At 61.9% G+C, this 17,594-nt stretch carries 16 protein-coding genes; 4 read left to right on the top strand and 12 right to left on the bottom strand.

Going from position 1 to position 17,594, the window contains the following annotated elements; all coding sequences use genetic code 11:
- Nucleotide 1: 1 nt before the first annotated feature.
- The 3 genes from SM755_RS21750 to SM755_RS21740 form a co-directional block, all read right to left on the bottom strand.
- Nucleotides 2-2,143, bottom strand: a complete 2,142-nt coding sequence (locus SM755_RS21750; protein ID WP_323174528.1) for a hypothetical protein — start codon at nucleotides 2,141-2,143, stop codon at nucleotides 2-4.
- 197 nt (nucleotides 2,144-2,340) lie between these two features.
- Nucleotides 2,341-3,111, bottom strand: a complete 771-nt coding sequence (locus SM755_RS21745) for an ABC transporter permease (RefSeq protein WP_323174527.1) — start codon at nucleotides 3,109-3,111, stop codon at nucleotides 2,341-2,343.
- Entirely contained in the window at nucleotides 3,108-4,148 is a 1,041-nt protein-coding gene (locus tag SM755_RS21740) for an ATP-binding cassette domain-containing protein (protein WP_323174526.1), read from the bottom strand. Before SM755_RS21740 ends, SM755_RS21745 begins: the two co-directional genes overlap by 4 nt.
- 79 nt (nucleotides 4,149-4,227) lie before the next feature.
- Here SM755_RS21740 and SM755_RS21735 point away from each other — a divergent pair, with 79 nt between their 5' ends.
- The gene (locus tag SM755_RS21735) at nucleotides 4,228-4,386 is read left to right on the top strand and encodes a hypothetical protein (protein ID WP_323174525.1); all 159 of its coding nucleotides are present in this window, start codon (nucleotides 4,228-4,230) and stop codon (nucleotides 4,384-4,386) included.
- A gap of 74 nt (nucleotides 4,387-4,460) precedes the next feature.
- Here the strand turns inward: SM755_RS21735 and folP are convergent, their stop codons facing one another.
- Complete coding sequence (folP, locus tag SM755_RS21730) at nucleotides 4,461-5,303, bottom strand: dihydropteroate synthase (protein WP_323174524.1); 843 nt, start codon at nucleotides 5,301-5,303, stop codon at nucleotides 4,461-4,463.
- Nucleotides 5,304-5,781: 478 nt separating this feature from the next.
- Between folP and SM755_RS21725 the strand changes: the two genes are divergently transcribed.
- Entirely contained in the window at nucleotides 5,782-7,536 is a 1,755-nt protein-coding gene (locus SM755_RS21725) for a hypothetical protein (RefSeq protein ID WP_323174523.1), read from the top strand.
- A gap of 165 nt (nucleotides 7,537-7,701) precedes the next feature.
- On the opposite strand, the gene SM755_RS21720 is transcribed toward SM755_RS21725, so the two are convergent.
- The 4 genes from SM755_RS21720 to SM755_RS21705 form a co-directional block, all read right to left on the bottom strand.
- The gene (locus SM755_RS21720; protein ID WP_323174522.1) at nucleotides 7,702-8,451 is read right to left on the bottom strand and encodes a sugar phosphate isomerase/epimerase; all 750 of its coding nucleotides are present in this window, start codon (nucleotides 8,449-8,451) and stop codon (nucleotides 7,702-7,704) included.
- 176 nt (nucleotides 8,452-8,627) lie between these two features.
- Complete coding sequence (locus tag SM755_RS21715; RefSeq protein WP_323174521.1) at nucleotides 8,628-9,929, bottom strand: TRAP transporter large permease; 1,302 nt, start codon at nucleotides 9,927-9,929, stop codon at nucleotides 8,628-8,630.
- Entirely contained in the window at nucleotides 9,926-10,474 is a 549-nt protein-coding gene (locus SM755_RS21710) for a TRAP transporter small permease subunit (RefSeq protein ID WP_323174520.1), read from the bottom strand. Before SM755_RS21710 ends, SM755_RS21715 begins: the two co-directional genes overlap by 4 nt.
- A gap of 140 nt (nucleotides 10,475-10,614) precedes the next feature.
- Nucleotides 10,615-11,631, bottom strand: coding sequence for a TRAP transporter substrate-binding protein (locus SM755_RS21705; RefSeq protein WP_323174519.1), 1,017 nt, complete (start codon nucleotides 11,629-11,631; stop codon nucleotides 10,615-10,617).
- Nucleotides 11,632-11,734: 103 nt separating this feature from the next.
- Here SM755_RS21705 and SM755_RS21700 point away from each other — a divergent pair, with 103 nt between their 5' ends.
- Both SM755_RS21700 and SM755_RS21695 read left to right on the top strand, forming a co-directional pair.
- On the top strand, nucleotides 11,735-11,929 hold the full coding sequence (locus SM755_RS21700; protein ID WP_323174518.1) for a hypothetical protein: 195 nt from the start codon (nucleotides 11,735-11,737) through the stop codon (nucleotides 11,927-11,929).
- Nucleotides 11,930-11,989: 60 nt separating this feature from the next.
- On the top strand, nucleotides 11,990-12,955 hold the full coding sequence (locus SM755_RS21695; protein WP_323174517.1) for a D-2-hydroxyacid dehydrogenase: 966 nt from the start codon (nucleotides 11,990-11,992) through the stop codon (nucleotides 12,953-12,955).
- A 70-nt stretch (nucleotides 12,956-13,025) separates the two neighbouring features.
- Here SM755_RS21695 and SM755_RS21690 read toward each other — a convergent pair whose 3' ends face one another.
- From SM755_RS21690 to SM755_RS21675, 4 genes are all read right to left on the bottom strand, one after another.
- Nucleotides 13,026-14,057: a mannonate dehydratase gene (locus tag SM755_RS21690; RefSeq protein ID WP_323174643.1), complete on the bottom strand. Its 1,032-nt coding sequence runs from the start codon at nucleotides 14,055-14,057 to the stop codon at nucleotides 13,026-13,028.
- 207 nt (nucleotides 14,058-14,264) lie between these two features.
- Complete coding sequence (locus SM755_RS21685; protein WP_323174516.1) at nucleotides 14,265-15,347, bottom strand: Ldh family oxidoreductase; 1,083 nt, start codon at nucleotides 15,345-15,347, stop codon at nucleotides 14,265-14,267.
- Nucleotide 15,348: 1 nt separating this feature from the next.
- Nucleotides 15,349-16,275: a dihydrodipicolinate synthase family protein gene (locus SM755_RS21680; protein ID WP_323174515.1), complete on the bottom strand. Its 927-nt coding sequence runs from the start codon at nucleotides 16,273-16,275 to the stop codon at nucleotides 15,349-15,351.
- Nucleotides 16,276-16,411: 136 nt separating this feature from the next.
- Entirely contained in the window at nucleotides 16,412-17,182 is a 771-nt protein-coding gene (locus tag SM755_RS21675; RefSeq protein WP_323174514.1) for an IclR family transcriptional regulator, read from the bottom strand.
- Nucleotides 17,183-17,594 lie beyond the last annotated feature (412 nt).

Here is a 17,594-nt window from a genome sequence, read left to right as displayed (position 1 = left end):
ACTACGCGTCCCCGCCCGCCCGTGCGGATTCGGTAGACGGCGACGATCCCATCTCGCACAATCGTGTCGCCGATTCGAGGACGACCTCCGCCTCCTCGCAAGACACGTCCGCCACGCCGAACGTCGTCCGTTCGTAGCGTTCGATTACGGTGCGAAGGAGCGCCGCGTCGTCCTCGCCGTCGACGGACGCCGCGTCCCGCCCGCGCTGCCAGTCCCGATAAAACTCCCAGTGAGTCAGCGCTGAACTCGCGGTCTCGCGGCCGGAAAGGGCATGCCGAACGGCTGCATAACCCATCTCAACGGCCTGTTCGGGCCGGCCGTCCGCGAGACACTCGCGACCGTGTTCGAGCAGCGAACGGGCGATCTCCATCCGCGAGCGATCGGCGACCGAGGGTGCGGTTCCATCGTCCGACTCCGAGCGCTCTCGTGCCGCGGTATCCGCCGGGCCCGCAGGACGGAATCGCCGCCACCAGACGACGGCACAGAGCGTAGCGAGCACCCCGATACCGATGCCGATCCGCGCCCACATCGGCAGTCGCCCCCATAGTCTCGCGACGGCCGTCGAGCCCGTCGTCGTTCTCGCGGTCGCGGACGCGACGTTCGATTCCGAGCCGTCGTACGTCACAACGACCTCGACGTCCTCGCTTCCCTCCGGGAGCGTCGCCGTGAGACCGAACGCTCCGTTCTCGTCCGTCGAGACGGTATCGACCGTCGTCCCATCCACGTCGACTCGCACCGCCTCACCGGCAACGCCCTCGCCATCTCCCGTCTCCAGCGTTCCGTTGACGTCGACCGTCCGTCTGTCGGCAGCCGTTCGCGTCGCCGTCACCGAAAGCTCACTGTCGGTTTCGCGAACGGTCGCTTGATTCGTCAACGGCGTGGCGGCGAGAGCGCGGTCCTCGTGTGCGACGCGAACGCCGAACTCGCGCTCGCCGGCGGGAACTCCCGCCGGAACGGTACCATCGATATCGAACGACCCGTTCGTCGTTTCGGTGGTTTCGATCCGCTCGTCGCCGAGCGTTACCGCGAGCGACGCGTTGTCTACGGGAACGTCGTCGACGACGAGCGTTCCGGAGACGGTCGCGTTGTCGTTATAGGTAACCTCGTCCGGCGTTTCGAGGTCCGTAACGCTCGGTTCCGTCTGGCTGATCGAAACCGGAACGCTCGTCTCACTGCCGAGGTAGACCGATTCGTTGGCCGGCGCGTATTCGATTTCGAGTTCCTCGCTCGTCAGCGGTTCCTCCACCGGCCGGTATTCGAACTCAAACACGCCATCGGCGTCCGTTTCGGTCCGCACGGAGCCGTTTCCGATCTCGAGTTCGATCGGTCGGTTTCCGACGGGCTCTCCCTCGGCCGTTCGCAACCGCCCCGTGCCGGTAAGCGGTTCGAGGAACGAGATTTCCTCGCGGTCGGCGTCGACCGAGAGTCCGGTTGCGACGAATTGTTCCTCCCGAATCGTCTCCTGGGACGATCGAATGTCGTCGGTGACCGTCTCTATCGAGCGCTCTGACTCCGAGAGGTTCGCGTCGGTCGACTCCTCGAGTTCGTCGTACTGGTCGCGCAACTGCGTCCCCGTTTCGGTCGCGGTAGTCGCGACGTTGTCGAGTTCACGTGCGAGTTCGCGAGCGCGAGCCTCGTCACCGGCGTCTCGTGCTCGTTCGTACTCGTCGCTGAGCTCCTGATACCGTTGTGCCGCATCGGTTACCCGAGTTTGGTCTTCGCGTATGGCCTCGAACAGTTCGGCGTGGTCCTCGCCCTCCGTTTGGGCGGCAACGTCGAGGTACTGATCGAGGTACGCATCGTAGTCGTCCCCGACGTATCGGCCGGCGCGGTCGTAGTTTCCGTCCTCGAGTTGGACGGCGCTTTCGTCGATGTTTTCGACCATCCGATCCATCAGCCACGTTTCGAGTGTCGCCGGGTTTCCGGACTCCCTGTACTCGTCGGGGTTTTCGTGGCGGACCGTGTCGTTATCCGCACTGTCGGCCTCGGTCTGTGCAAACTGTGCCTGCGAGGCGGGTCCTATCGAGGCCGTCTGTGCGTCTGCGTGACCGGCGATCGTTGCTCCAGCAAGGCCGGTAGGACCGATTATGAACCCGATCACGAGAAAGCCACAGAGGAGAACGCGCGTATCGAGACGACTCACGCCCGTGTCCTCTACGCTGATACCTAAAAGCTATTGTTTTCGTTTTCGACAGTGATTGTCAGTGGGACGACGAAACAATCCCGTACAACGACACGTGTGGATACTATGGTCCGAATACCGGCGGAAGGTCGGGTCGTAAGCGGGTCGTGACTGCCGGTTGAGCGATACGCGGCACCGAACGGAGACGAAGACGTAACTCAGACTGCTTCGACGCGTTCGAAGAGATACGTTCCGATGGCGACCATCAGCACCGACGAAACGACGAGCGCGCCGAAATCGAGGAGGAGGGGATACGCGGCCGAGCCGACTAACACCGCTCGCAATCCGTCGACACCATAGGTCAGCGGATTCATGAACGCGAGTATCCGAATCGGGTCCGGAAGGCTCTCAACCGGGTAGAGCGCGCCCGAAAGGAAGAAGAGTGGAAAGATGACGAACTGGATGATCAGTCCGAATCCCTCGCTATCGCTAAACTGCGAGGCGAGCGCCACCCCGAATCCGACGAACGTCACCGCGATGAGCACGAGAAAAACCGCCGCGAGCGGCAACAAGAGCAGACTGTCGAATCGAAATCCGAGCGGAACCGACAGGACGAGAATGAGCACCGCCTGCACGAGAGCCGTCGTGGATCCACCGGCGATCCGTCCGAGAACGATGGACGTGCGGCTCACAGGGGCGACCAGAATCTCCTTCAGGAAGCCGACATCCTGATCGGAGAGGATCGAAAGCCCGGCGAACGACGAGCCAAACAGCATCGTAAACCCCACCATTCCGGGGACGAGATACTGGAGGTAGTCGACACCCGCCGGCAACCCGGGAATGGCGGCATCGCTAAAGCCGAATCCCAAGAAGACGAGGAACAAAAGCGGCATCGAGATGGATCCGATGATTCGAGAGGGCGTTCGGACGAATCGCGTGACATCGCGTCGCCAGAGCGCGTAAATGCTTCGCGGGTCAATGAGGTTCATTCGTCGTCCTCCGGTGTCGTCGACGCGCGTCGATCGGCCGTCGTAGACGAGTGAGTGCCCTCGAGAGCGCTATCGTTCGCATCACTGGACGAGTTCGACTCGCGTTCTGCAATCGTTGTACCGGTCAGTGAAAGAAAGACGGTTTCGAGGTTCGGTTTGTGAATATCGACGGACGCGATCGCAACGCCGGTCTCATCGGCCAGTCGAACGAGGTCGGCGATGCGAGTCTCGCCGTGCTCTACCGTGATCCGTACCTGGGTTGGACTGGCGGTGTACTCCATGACCCACGGACAGCCATCCAATCGACTACAGAACGACGACAGTGATCCGTCGACCTCCAAGATCACGACATCACCGCCGAGCGAGTCCTTGAGAGCGGCGGGCGTATCGATGGCTGCGATTTCACCGTCATCGACGACGGCGACGCGGTCACAGAGCTGTTCGGCCTCTTCGATGTAGTGGGTCGTCAAAACGATGGAAACCCCGGCTTCGTTGTTCATCCGCTGGATGTACTCCCACGTGTCTCTTCGCGTCCGCGCGTCGAGTCCGACCGTCGGCTCGTCGAGGAAAAGTACCGACGGTTCGTGCAACAGTCCGCGGCCGATTTCGAGACGGCGTTTCATCCCCCCGGAGTAAGATCCGACGGGGTCGTCGCGTTCCGCCTCCAGGCCGACGAGTTCAAATACCTCGTCGATGCGCTCGTCGCGGTCGGCCTTGTGCTGTCCGTATAGTTGGGCGTGAAACGTCAGGTTCTCAGCACCGGTTAACTCCTCGTCCAGCGCCGGTTCCTGAAAGACGATCCCGAGGCTGTTGCGAACGGCCGCTGTTTCTTCGATGATATCGTGGCCGTTGACGGTTGCGGTCCCCGATGACGGACGAAGCAGGGTGACGAGCATGTTGATGAGCGTCGACTTCCCTGCGCCGTTCGGACCGAGCAACCCGAACAGTTCACCGTCCTCGACGCGAAAGGAGAGGTCGTCGACCGCAGTCGTCTCCCCGAACGTCTTGGACAAGCCATCGACCTGTATCGCAACCATGATAGTATGGTAGTACTCCTAATTAGTTGTTCAATACATAAGTAGTCATTGGAGAGTTTAGAGGAAAGTTACCCCCGTGATGCGCAAAGAGAGAAAAGATGATCGACAGGCGGCGCAGGCCGAGGTATTCGTCCTGTTTTCCTGTGAGAATCGGTGGAAACAGCATCCGACCGGCACACGTCGACAGGTGCGGATGATCCGAAACCGAGTGCCGGCGAGCCCCAACGAGGTCGGCTGAAGTGAAAAAGTGAAGAAGTGAACGATTCGTTAGTGGTTGGGCTATTTACCGCGTTTCAAACACAACATCTCGGCTCAGCGAGTGTGAGGTCGATGCTCCCACAATGCTTCTGCCGTGCGGAGGGCGGACACCGTTTCCGCGACATCGTGAACGCGAACGATATCCGCCCCGTGATTCGCAGCGACAAGGTGAGCAGCGAGACTCGGTGCAACCCGTTCCCGGGGCGGCTGATCGACGATCGCTTTCGTGAACGACTTGCGTGACGCGCCAACGAGAACTGGATAGCCGAGCGCGCTGAACTCGTCGGTTCGAGCGATGAGTTCGAGATCGTCACCCGGGCCCGTCGCGAATCCGACTCCGGGATCGAGAACGAGCTGATCGTCGGCAACACCCGCGCTCCGAGCACGTTCAACGCGTTCCTCCAGCCGCTCGCAAACTGCAGCGACGATATCGTCGGCGGCTGGGGTGAACTCGGGTTCGACGGGGATATTGACCGCATCCATGAGAATCGCCGTACACTCCCGGGACGCGACGAGCGATCGCATATCGGGATCATCGAGTCCGTTCTGGTCGTTGATGATGTCGGCACCGGCGTCGAGGACCGCCTCGGCGACCGCCGGTTTGTACGTATCGACGGAGATCGTCGCCTCGATATCGGGATCGTCGGCAATCTGCTCGACGACGGGGACGACACGCGAGAGTTCTTCATCGACTGACACGGGATCAGCACCCGGCCGGGTACTTTCCCCACCGATGTCGATGATGGCTGCTCCCGCTTCGTCGATCTTTCGAGCGCGTGCGATCGCGTCCGAAACCGCAGTATAGCTGCCTCCATCGGAGAACGAATCCGGCGTGACGTTCAAAATACCCATCACCTGCGTTTCGGCCGTCCGACCCGCTGCCTGCGTCGAAGTCATGTCGATACTGTCCCTCGATGATTGACGTGGATAAGTGCGGTGGATTCGCTCGTATCCGTCGCGATAACAACAGAATTGTCAGTTTCATATTCATATCGCTGGTAGTACTATTATTGGGAGAAGCGTTCAACCGACGGATCACTCACGACTTCGCCCGCCGTCTCCAGTACGAGTTCAGCCATCGATAACCGCGCGCTTCGTGTGTCGGTCGTCGCTCCGGTGCGACAATTCGTCTGTCCGGGCGATTGCTTCGAGAGCAGCGGCGTGAACTCGTCTCTGCCTCGGAGTAGATACCGGTTGTCGAAAACGGTCTCGGTTCGGGATGACGAGTGACTTCGGTGGTCACAGTATACGAGAGGCGAAACGAATGGCCATATTCTCACCGTTGTGTCCGCTATACAAAATATATAAACCACGTAAATATTTTACTTTCAATGGAACGGAAACTGTGAAGTTCGAGATTGTATTGCGATCATCCATGGCATCGAAAGACCGCCATCCTGAGAAGTCAACCCGAAGTACCGTCTCGCGGCGTGGATACCTCCGTCTGGGTGCCGTTGCGACCGTTGGTGTCGGGACGCTCGCAGCGGTAGACGAGTATACCGATACCGGGTCCGCTGGTGCGGTTTCGACGGCCGATCCATCGCCAGCCGACTCGGAAATCGGCGGTGGGGCGGCGTACTCCAATGATGTTACCGAAAGCGATGCGACGACGACAGTCAGCACCGGTTCCGGACTGAAAACCGCGTTGCAGAACGCGGGTGCAGGCGATGTAGTCTGGGTCGACAGCGGAGCGACGATCGATATGACGGGGGAATCGAACATCGAAATTCCCTCGGACGTGACCCTGGCGAGCGGGCGCGGAATCGATGGTTCGCAGGGTGCGCTCTTGCACGTCGATAGCGGCATGAACGGCGAATCGCTGTTCCGGAGTTCCTACGAGACCGGCGTTCGCGTCACGGGGATACAGCTTCGTGGCCCGTTCCCCGGCGGTTACTTCGATCCGCCGGAAGATCCGGACGAACCGGGATACACCGAGAAAGAGTCCGCCGGAATCTTCGTGTACAACACCGAATCGAGCAGGACCGTCGAAATCGACAACTGCCACCTCTGGGGGTGGACGAGCGGGGCGGTTCGTCTCGGCGCGAACGCGAACGGCGGCACGAGTTGCCCGACCGGGACGCACGTCCATCACTGCTCGATCCACACGAACGCGATGGAACACCTCGGATACGGCGTGGACCTGCTGAACGGCGACCAGCACCTGATCGAGTACTGTTACTTCGACCTCAATCGGCACTGTATCGACGGGTTCGGAAACCCGGAAAACGGCTACGAGGCCCGGTACAACATCGTCGACGACCGGACGGTAAGTCATGCCTTCGATATGCACAACTGGGCGACAAATCGCGGCGACCGCGACGTGGCAGGGAGTACGATTTACATCCATCACAACACCTTCCGGTACACGAACGAAGTGGAGGGCGAACCGGACGAGTATCGCGATGGCGGCCCGCAGGAGTACATCAAGATACGGGAAGCGCCCGACGATCGGTGCGATATCGACAACAACTGGTTCCAACACAAGGAGAAACCGCCGGCCGGAACCACCGGCGGCGATCAGTACGCGTACACCCAGACGGGCGTCTCCTCGTGGACGAACATGTACGAATCGAACAACGCGTTCGGTCCCGAGGAACCGGCCGCGGACATCGGCGCGCCGCGTACCGGGAACGGCGGCGGTGGTGGAACGCCGGACTTCGAGTACAACGACGACGTGACCGCGGTCGACGCGTCGGTCGACTCACACGACAAACGATCCGGACTGCAACTCAGCGTCACGAACAACTTCGACTCGAAACTGAACATCACCGACGTGACGATCGAGCCGGCGAACGCGGCCATCGACGAACTCTCGGATCACTCGATGGAGGAAGGAAAGTGGCTAAGCGAACTGTACGTCGACGCCGACATCCAGGACAGCGCCGCCGATATCAACAACGGCCTCTCGCTTCCCGGCTCGATCGACCTGCGAAACGACGGGCACGACGACAGCGACCGCCGGTGGGCCGTGTTCTCGCCGGGATCGACGGGCGAACTGTATCTCTATCAGTTCGAAGACGACGGTTCTCCCGTCGACATGGTCGGTGAAACGGTCTCGTTGACGATCGACTACTACCTGGATGACGGCAATTCCACGACCGGGTCGAAGACGCTTTCGCTCTCTCCCTGAGCCGGGCCACAACGGCCCCTGCGTTTCCATCCGATTCACGGGGCACGGGGCAGTCGAACCCGGTGACAACTCGGCCCAGCGACGACTCATACGGCAGCCGGCAGCCAGTTCCGGTGCACCCGCGACTGTCCGGATCGTGCCGGGAAATCGGCACGGCAGACCGTATCAGGGACGCAGCGATTCGAGCACTCCCGCACCGCGTTCGAGCGAGGCGACGGGATCCGCGGGCTCGTCGTGCTCGTAGATCAGCCACTCGACGCCGGCATCGCGGGCGGCCGTCACGCACGCTTCGAGGTCGACCTCCCCCTCGCCGAGTTCGACCGGCCGTCCATCGGCGACGTCCTTGATATGAACGAGCGGCACGCGCCCCTCGAGTTGCTCGAGCAACGCGACCGGGTCGTACCCCGCGGCGACCGCCCACCCCACGTCGAGTTCAATCGAGAGCGACTCGTCGGTGTCCTCGATCAAGCGTTCGAAGGCGCTTCGGCCGTCGTCCGCGTGACCCTGCCTCTCGACCGCGATGAACTCGTGATCGTGATTGTGGTAGCCGAGTTCGAAGCCCCGCATCTCGAGCCGGGTAGCGAGCGTTTCGAGTCGGGTTCCGGTCTCTCGAACTGCGTCCGTCGTCGAGAAGTGTTCCGCGGCCAGATACGGCACGGTGAGCCGTTCGGTCCCGAGCGCAGCGGAATCCGAGACGACGGCGTCGAGATCGTCCTCGAGCGACTCGATGTCGACGTGGACTCCGGCGGCGGTCAGGCCGGTGTCCGCAAGGACTGTGGCCGTTTCCGGTGTGGGGTCGTCCGCGCCGGCGAACTCGACGCCGTCAAAGCTCGTTTTGCCGACGCGACGCAACACCGACGGAAGCGATTCGTCGAGTTCGCGGAGCGTGTACAGCTGAATTGCGGTTTTGACCATTGATCGTCGAATACGACAACGGTGATGAAAGTCGTTTCGTCCCGATCGGCCGATCGTTCCCGTCGGGGATTGGGCCGGTAGCGAGACGGCGGTCTCGCTGTGGGTGCCTCAACAGCGTCTGGAGGGAGACAGTGTACCCGAAACGGTGGAATACGAGCGAAAAATACCGGAGACCGCTACCCCATCACGGTATGGGGAACGTACGTGACGAGTTCGGGAACGAAGATCAGGATGACGAGCGCCAGGAGGATCGGGATGTAAAACGGGACCACGGAGCGGATGACCTGTTCGAGGGAAGCGTCGGTCACTTTCTCAAGGACGAACAGGAGTGCGCCGAACGGCGGGGTGAGCGTGCCGACCATCAGCGCGAGGATCATGACGATGCCGAAGTGGACGGGATCGATGCCGACGAGTTCGACGATGGGGATCAGAATCGGTGTGAGTATCGTAATCGACGCGGTGACGCTCATGAAGGTACCGATGATGAGAAACATGAGGACGAACAGGACGAGGATCAGCGTCGGGTTCTCGGTCAGTGCGGTGATCTCCTCGGCCATCAGCGTCGGGAGGCCGAGTTGCAGGGCGACGAGTCCGTAGACGGTCGCGGAGGCGATGATGAACGTCAGCGAGAAGGTTTCGACGGTTGCGTCCGAAATTTCGTCGACGAGGTTGCCGACGGTCAGTTGTCCGGAGAGGAAGCCGTAGGCGATAACGTACACGACGGCGACCGCGCCGGCCTCCGTCGCGGTGAACCAACCGCCGAGGAGGCCGCCGATGATGATAATGGGGATGAAGAGCGCGATGACGGAAGATTTGAGTGTTCGAACGAGATAGCGGAGGCTGAACGGCTCACCGCTGTCGTAGCCGCGTTTGCGGACAATAAGGAAGACGAACGCGAGCAGCATCAGTCCGAGGAGGATACCGGGGAGGATGCCGCCGAGGAATAACTGGCCGATAGATTCCTCGGCGAGGACGGCATAGAGGATGACCGGAACGCTCGGCGGGATGATCGGACCGATAAGCGCCGAGGAGCCCGTAACGCCGAGCGAGATGTCCCGTTCGTAGCCGTAGTCGCGCATCGCGCTGTACTCGACGCGGCCGAGACCGGCGGCGTCCGCCAGTGCGAGTCCGGACATCCCCGAAAAGAGGATGCTCGCGACGACGTTGACGTATGCGATGCCGCCGCGGAACTGTCGAACCGCGGCGTTTGCGACGTCGAAGATATCTCTGGTCATACCGGTCGCGTTCATCAGCCGCCCGAGCAACACGTAAAACGGGATCGCGAGCAGGACGAAACTGTTGACCCCGTTGAAGAGGCGGCTGTTGATCAATCCCGGGTCGAATCCGGTTCCGACGCCGGGGACGAGCATGACGACGATGCTCGTCGAGAGCATCGCGATGGCGACCGGAACACCGAGGCCGTACAGGAGAAACAGCGGCCCCAGAAACAAGATTGCGAGGAGCAAGAGTTCGTTCATTCTGACCGGACCTCTCGAAGGCGCTTCCAGATGGTCGTCCCGCGGACCTCATCACTGACGAGGTGCCACAGTTTAATCAACTCGTTGACGAGCATCAGCCCGAGCCCGCCAGCGATCAGCAGAAACATCATGCCGAGCGTTGCCCACGAGAGGCCGACGATCTGGGTATCCAGGTTGCTGATCCCGCCGAGGACGAGGTGATAGACGACGACCGCGAGCGTCGACACGACGACGAGGAGAACGAACACGTCGACGGCGTACTTGACCCGCGGATACCGCTTCCCGACGCGGTCGAGCAGGAACTCCAGTTTGATGTTTTCGTTGTTGCGAGCGGCGATCGCCGCGCCGAAGTACGTCCCGATGATCAACGCGAACCGACCGACCGGTTCCGTCCAGTACCAGTCCAGTGGCAAGTTCAGAAGTCGAATGGCGACCTGCAACGTCGCCATGAGGATGGTCGTCGCGAAGATGAGTCCACCCGCGTAGAGAACGAGCGTATCGTACAGCGTATCCTGTTTCAACCCGAGTCGCTGATCGATCTCCATACACCACGTGTTACCATACCATAGATTATGAAAGTACGGGGTCACGTCACGTACTGTATCGCCGATCCCACCAGTGGCCGAGACGCGGTTGCGGCGGTGAGACGAGAGCCCCGCCGGAATCGCTCACGGGAACCGAACCGTCAGATCTGTCGCCAATCGTCCCACTCGCCGGCCCAATCGCCAAACATTTCCTCGACGACGGGCTCGGCGGCGTTCCGGAACGCATCCTGATCGACATCCTCGATAATCTCCATGCCGGCGTCCTCGAGTTCCTGAAACAGGGTCTCCTCGTTTTCCCGCGCGTCGGCGGAAATCTGCTGTGTCGCCTCCACCGACGCCTCGTCGACGAGTTCTTGATGCGCGTCGTCGAGTCCCTGATAGAACTCGTCGTTCATGTACAGGGCACCGACCTGAACGTGGTGGCCGGTAAGACTGAGGTAGTCCTGGACCTCCTGGAGGTTAAACGAGTGAATCTGCGGAACGTCGCCCTCCGAGGCCTCGACAACGCCGGTCTGGAGGCCGCTGTACAGTTCGTCCAGTGAGACCGGCGTCGGGTTGGCACCGATTTCGCTCCAGATGTCGACCCACTCATCGATTTCGGGGAGTCGCAACTCGATGCCGTCGACGTCGCTCGGCTCGCGAACCGGTTCGTTCGACGTGAAGTGTCTGAGACCCCGGTAGATCCACTCGCCCATCATGAACTGGTTGCCGTCCGAGCGCATCTCCTCGTGTGCGGGTTGGAAGTCCTCATGTTCGGTCACCCGCGTCAGATGGTCGTAGTCCTCGAAGACGATGGGGATGTTGACAAACGAGTAGTTTTCGGCGTACATCATGTACGGCCACCGCGAATCGGCGTGTGCCTCGACCGTCCCCTCCCGACAGAGGTCGGAAATTTCCTCCTCGCCGCCGTAGGCTCCACCCTCGGACACGGTAACTTCGAGTTCGTCGTCGCTTTCCTCCTCGACGATCGACTTGAACTCCTCGGCCGCGTCGACGACGACGTGACCGGGTTCGTAGGTGCTCGCGATCGTGATCTCGTTGGCCCCGCTGCCGCCGCCCAGACAGCCCGCGACCGCCGTCAGACCGAGTCCGCTCGCACCGACGGCGGTCCGTTTGAGAACAGTCCGTCTGCTATGGTAGTCGCTCCCATGAGCCATACGAAGGTGGTCACGACTGGACTAGTTAATCCTTTGGCTGCTTCTCACGAGCAGCAACGAACCGGCGAAAACGGTTTATGCCGGTCTCGTTGTCCCGGTTCTCATGGCTCACGCACTGGTCGTCGTCGCGCCGACGGCCACCGGTCGGGAACGCCGCTCGATCGCCGCCGACTTCGCGCTCGGAACCGACGCCGAACTCGGTCTGGTCCGCGCCACCGATCGGAGCGCCTTCGAACGAGACCTCCAGCGAACGCAGCCCTCGATGGAGGGAATCGACAGTATCGACGACCTGCAGTAGCCACTGACAGTCACTCTCCCTGCCGGCAGGTTTTTGCTGACAGGTAACACAGCACACGGTATGTCCGAAACAGCGACTACCCTCGTGATGCACGAAGCCCCACACCAGGGATCCGTCGACGAACTCGCCGCTGCGGTCCACGATCGAAATCCGGAGATCCCGCTCACGAAGGCCTACAGTTACGAGGAGTCGAAACGAGCGCTGCAGGACGAAGCCACGGAGATCGTCATCACGCGGGCGCTCCCAGATGAACTCCTCGCCGAGGCGGCGTCGATAGGATGGATTCAGGCGCTTAGCGCCGGCGTCGATCACTACGACATCGAACGGCTCCGCGACCGGAACATTCGCCTGACGAACGCCTCCGGCGTCCACGCAAATCCCGCTGCGGAGCAAGTTTTCGGGTACATGCTGCAGTTCGAGCGAAACCTCCGACAGGGCTTTCGCCAACAGGCGCGGCGGGAGTGGCGTCACTTCGGCGGCGGCGAACTCGCCGAGGGAACGCTCGGCGTCGTCGGCGTCGGCGAAATCGGCGGTCGCATCGCCGAACTCGGGTCGGCGTTCGAGATGACGACCCTCGGCCTCCGGCAGTCGCCGGATCGCGGTCACGACGCTATCGACGAGATGTTCGGACCGGACGAGTTGCACGCGCTCCTCGCACGCTCCGATTACGTGGCGCTGGCCTGCCCGCTCACTGACGGGACTCGAAACTTACTGAGCGCTCGCGAGTTCGAGTCGATGCCCCAGCACGGCGTGGTACTCAACGTGGCCCGGGGCGAGGTTATCGACGAACCGGCGCTCATCACCGCGCTTCAGAAGGGGAGGATCGGCGGTGCCGCACTCGACGTGCAACGCCGGGAGCCGCTGCCGGCGGACTCGCCGTTGTGGGACCTCTCGAACGTCATCATCACGCCGCACATGGCGGGGTCGACGCCGAACTATCTCGATCGCTGTGCGGACATCTTCGCGTCGAACTACGACCGGTACGTGCGCGGCGAGACCGACGAGTTCGAAAACCAGATCGTCTGAGGACCGGCGCTCATCGAAGCGCCGTCGAACCGCGATTCCGCAATTCTGCGTTCGCGGTTCCGCGATTCGATCAGTCGGACCGGAGACTCCGATTGAGGCCGTTGAGGTAGCCGACTGCCTGTGCGCGGCCCCGGTGGCCCCAGTCGGTGTCGCCGACCATATCGGGAACGTGGTCGGGAACGACCACGCCCTGGAAGCCGACATCGTGGAGCGTCCGCATGACCGATCGCTCGTCGTAATTACTGTGTTCGTCGTCCAAAAACGTCTCTTTGAACGACGGCCAGGTCCCGATGACATCGCGGAAGTGGACGAAGACGATGTCGTCGCGCTCGCCGAAGGTTCGGACGACCGCCTCGACATCGGTGTCGGGCATCTCCGAAAAACAGCCCAGGCACAGCTTCAGGCCGTGATTGTCGCTCGGAACGGCGTCCATCGCGCGCTCGAACGCCGACACGTCGCGAAAGAGGCGCGGAATCCCGCCAAGCTGTTCGACCGTCGGCGGGTCGGCCGGGTGTAACGCCATCGTGACGCCAGCCTCCTCGGCTACCGGGAGGACTTCCTCAAGGAATCGTTCGTAGTTCTCCCAGAGTTCGGCCTCGGTGTACGCCCGATCGAGGCTCTCGACGGGTTCGTACGGATCGTCGAGCGCCTCGATGTCGAACTCGCTCGAGGCCGCACCGCCGCGGACGGGCGTCGACTCGGACGTTCGCATCGGCACGACGCCGCGAGGATTCCACTGGTAGCCGAGGATCGGCACGTCGGCCTCGCCGAGGTTCCGAACGAGTTCAGTAATCGTCTCGAGTTGGGCGTCCTGCCCCGGTTTGCCGAGCATGATCTTCCCGTAGACGTTGTAGTTCAGCGACTGGATGCCCATGAACCGAAGGCCGTGTTCGGCGGCTCGCTCGCGCGCCTCGACGAGTTCGGAGACCGACGGGACGACGCCCTCGTCGATCGTGATCGTCGTCTCGTCGGCAGAGCCCTCGTCGGTGAAGATGTCGCCGCGGGGCAGTCGGTGATCGACGAAAACGTCGTCGACGCCGATCTGTTTGCAGTACGCGAGCCGGTCGTCCGCGAGCGTCCGCGTCCGTACACCGACGCGCATCGGCAAGTCGGCCGTCGTCGCAGGAGTGAGTGCTGTCATCTACGGTGAACTCGTCCTCGTATCGGACCAAATAGCTTCCGCCGAGTCACACTGTATCGACAGCGGTGCTCGCGTCGATGGCGCGGCTCCAGGGACCGGCACTGACGATTACGTCCGGTGGCAAGCGAGCACTCGTGCGTACTGGGATTTGATCGGTCGCCGCTTGCACTAGCCACCGTCTTCAACGGGTTGCCACGGCGGCTCGTCGATGCCGTATGTTTCGGCGAGTTCGGCGAGCGTCGCTCGGACGCCGGTGCCGATCGGAACGCCGTCCCGTTCGCGCCGGTCTTTCGTCCGCGCTTCCGGCTCGCCGGGAAGCAACACCTCGTCGAACTCGGTGCGGGGCGGCGTCGATTTGAGGTCCGTCGCCATGACGGACAAGCGCTCTTTGAACGCCTCGGGATCGGTAAACGCGGAGACGTCGATTACCCCGATCATGTGCCCCAGGCCGGCCGGCGTCATCATATCGTCGTACATCGTGGGCACGTCGTCGCCGAACGCCGTGTCCAGGAGGAGGCCGCAAAACGCGTCGACCACCAGGCCGAGACCGTAGCCCTTCGGCCCGGCCATCGGTCTGAGCGCGTGGAAATCCTCTGGGTCGGTAATGGGGTCGCCCGATCCGTCGACGGCCCACTCCGGCGGGATCTCCTCGCCTTCTTCCGCCGCGAGGATGACGTTTCCCTTCGCGGTGACGCTCGTAGCCATATCGAGCGTGACCGGATAGCCGAGGTTCGACGGCAGTCCGACTGAGAGCGGATTCGTCCCGAAGTACGGGTCCGTGCCGCCGAACGGCGCGACGTTCGGCCCCGCATGAGTCATCCCGATTCCGATGAACTCGTGTTCGGCGGCGACGTTCGTATAGTAGGAGGCGGTGCCGAAGTGGTTGCTATTGCGGACGCCGACGAAGGCGCAGCCGGTCTCGGCCGCCAGCTCCATCGCCGTCTCCGTCGCTCGAACGGTACTCACCTGTCCGGCCCCGCCGTCGGCGTCGAGGATCGCGGTTCCAGCCGCCGTCTCCTCGATCGTCATGTCGGGTTCCGTCTCGATCCCGCCGGATTCGATCCGTTCGACGTAGGGGTCCAGCCGAACGACGCCGTGCGTGTCGATGCCGCGAAGATTCGCGTCGACGAGCGTCTCGGCGACCGTGTCGGCGTGGGATGCAGAGAGCCCGGCCGCGTCCAGCGTCCGCGCAGTGAACGTCTCGAGAGCGCCAGCGTCGGTCCGAACGGACTCGGACGAGTTCACGGTCATCTTATGCGTCCCCGCTGTCGACGATCTGCGTGTAGTACGTTTCGGCCCGCTCCTTGTCCGAGTCGGAGAGATCGACGAGCGGTTCCCGAACCGGGCCGCCGACGAGGCCGGCGAGATCCATGCCGTACTTGACCGCGGGCACGTTGTTGGCGGCCGCAAACGGATTGTTCGGGCCGGATTCCGCCCGCAGGTTCTCGTAAGGACGGATGCGATTTCGGATACGTCGCGCCCGCTCGTAGTCCTCCGCTTCGATCGCCTCGTGTAGCGCCATCGAAGCGGCCGGCGCGAAGTTTCCGATGCCAGTCGTGAATCCCTCGGCCCCCTCGAGCGCGAACGACGGAGCGAATCGCTCCGCGATACCGTTGATGCAGACGAACTCGTCGTCGACGCGATCGACGAGGTGGGAAAACGCCTGCACGTCGTTGACCGCGTACTTGACGCCGACGATGTTCTCGACCGTCGAGAGGGAGGTGATGGCGTCGTCGCTGAGTTCGGGGCCGCGCTTGTACATAACCACTCCGAGGTCGGTTCGCGCCGCGATATCGCGGTAGTACCGCCTGATCCCTTCCTCGTGGAGGTACGTGTGATCCGGATGCATGATCATGATCCCGTCGACGCCGAACTCGTCGTAGGTCGCCGCCAGATCGACGACGTGTTTCGTGCTGCCGGCCACACCGGCGACCACGGTGCTATCGCCGGCGACGGCGTCGACCGTCGATTCGACGACGCCGACGCGTTCGTCGCGAGTCAGCGAGTAGTACTCGCCGGTATTCCCGCAGGGGATAAACAGCGAACCGTTCGCGGCTTCGATCGCCTCGAGGTTGGTTTCGTACGCGTCGAACTGCACGTCTCGGCCGTCGTCGCTGAACGGGACGGCCGTGGTAAAGGCGACGCTGCGGAGCCCGGCTTTCAGGTCTGTATAACTCATCCACATACGACGTGTCACAACCAGCGTAATATGGCTTGTGGCTCGGGAAACCTCGAAACCGTCGCAGGAGATCCGTCGCGCCGATTCACCGGAGAGCCATCGAACGACGAATCGATATGATCGAACGCGACCGCAGCTACGAATACTGCGTGTTGAGTTCGATAACTCTCGCGACGTTCGTGACGAGCGTCGGGAGTTCCTCTTCGAAGTACTCGCCGCTGGCGCGTTTCGTCGGGACCGTCACGCTCAGACTGGCAATCGTCTCGGGACCGCATTCGATCGGGGCGGCGACACAGCAGATGCCTTCGATCCGTTCCTCCCTGTCATAGGCGTATCCACGGTCGCGGATCGTCTCGATGCGTTCCCGGAGTTCATCGCGGTCGACGACGGTATTTGCCGTTCGCGGCTGTAACTCGCTGTTCGACAGGATCTCCTCGACGCGGTCGTCGGGGAGGACCGAGAGGATGGTTTTCCCGACCGCCGTGGAGTGAAGCGACACGCTCGTCCCGAGTTGTGAGTCCGTCTGGACGTATCGGTGCCCGCGCGATTGATAAAAGTAGATGCCCTCGCCCTGGTACTCGACGACGACCTGGGCGCGTTCACCGGTTTGATCGACGATGTCGTCGATTTCCGCCTTCGCCGCCCGGTACAGGTTCTGATAACGATCGGTGCTTCGGGCTGCACCACCGAGCGTCAGAAACGGCAGACCGACGTGATACTCATCACCGATCCGGAATAGGTATCCCATTTCGGTGAGGGTCTGGAGGTGAGCGTGAACCGTGCTTTTGGAGCGTCCGAGCGTCTCTGCGAGTTCGGAGACGGTCGCACCGTCGGTCGACGATATCCGTTCGACGATCGAGAACGCGGTTCGCGTCGACTTGATCTGCTTTCGGTCTGTCGATCCCATGTGGGTGGCGATCACACCCACGATAATAGAACTATCGCAGCGGTTCGACACTGTCGAACGAGGTCAAGTGCGGAGACGAGAGCGTGTCACGAGTATCGCAGCGTATTACGAATGTACAGTTGTAAATGGATTGGTGGTCGCCGTTCGACCGCGGTCAGCGTCCGTCTATATATCATGGAGCCATCCGTCGGCAGCCGACAGGATGGGTTACGGGTACGACCGGATCGCTCCGATTCGAGAAATAGTTCCGCAAGTGCTCCCGTTAGCAGGGTATTACTGCCATCACGAACGACCGGTCCTTCGATATACGCCCGTTCCGACTGCGAACGCCTCAGTCGGCGACGCTTTCTATCGGGACACCGCGTAGACGGGCTGATTCCGGTAAAACTTCTCTCGATCACCGTGTCTCTCG

Origin of the sequence: Natrialba sp. PRR66 (assembly GCF_034808065.1) — an archaeon.
GTDB classification, from domain to species: domain Archaea; phylum Halobacteriota; class Halobacteria; order Halobacteriales; family Natrialbaceae; genus Natrialba; species Natrialba aegyptia.
The sequence above is the reverse complement of the archived record's forward strand: the minus strand, read 5'-3'. Positions and strand labels throughout refer to the sequence as shown.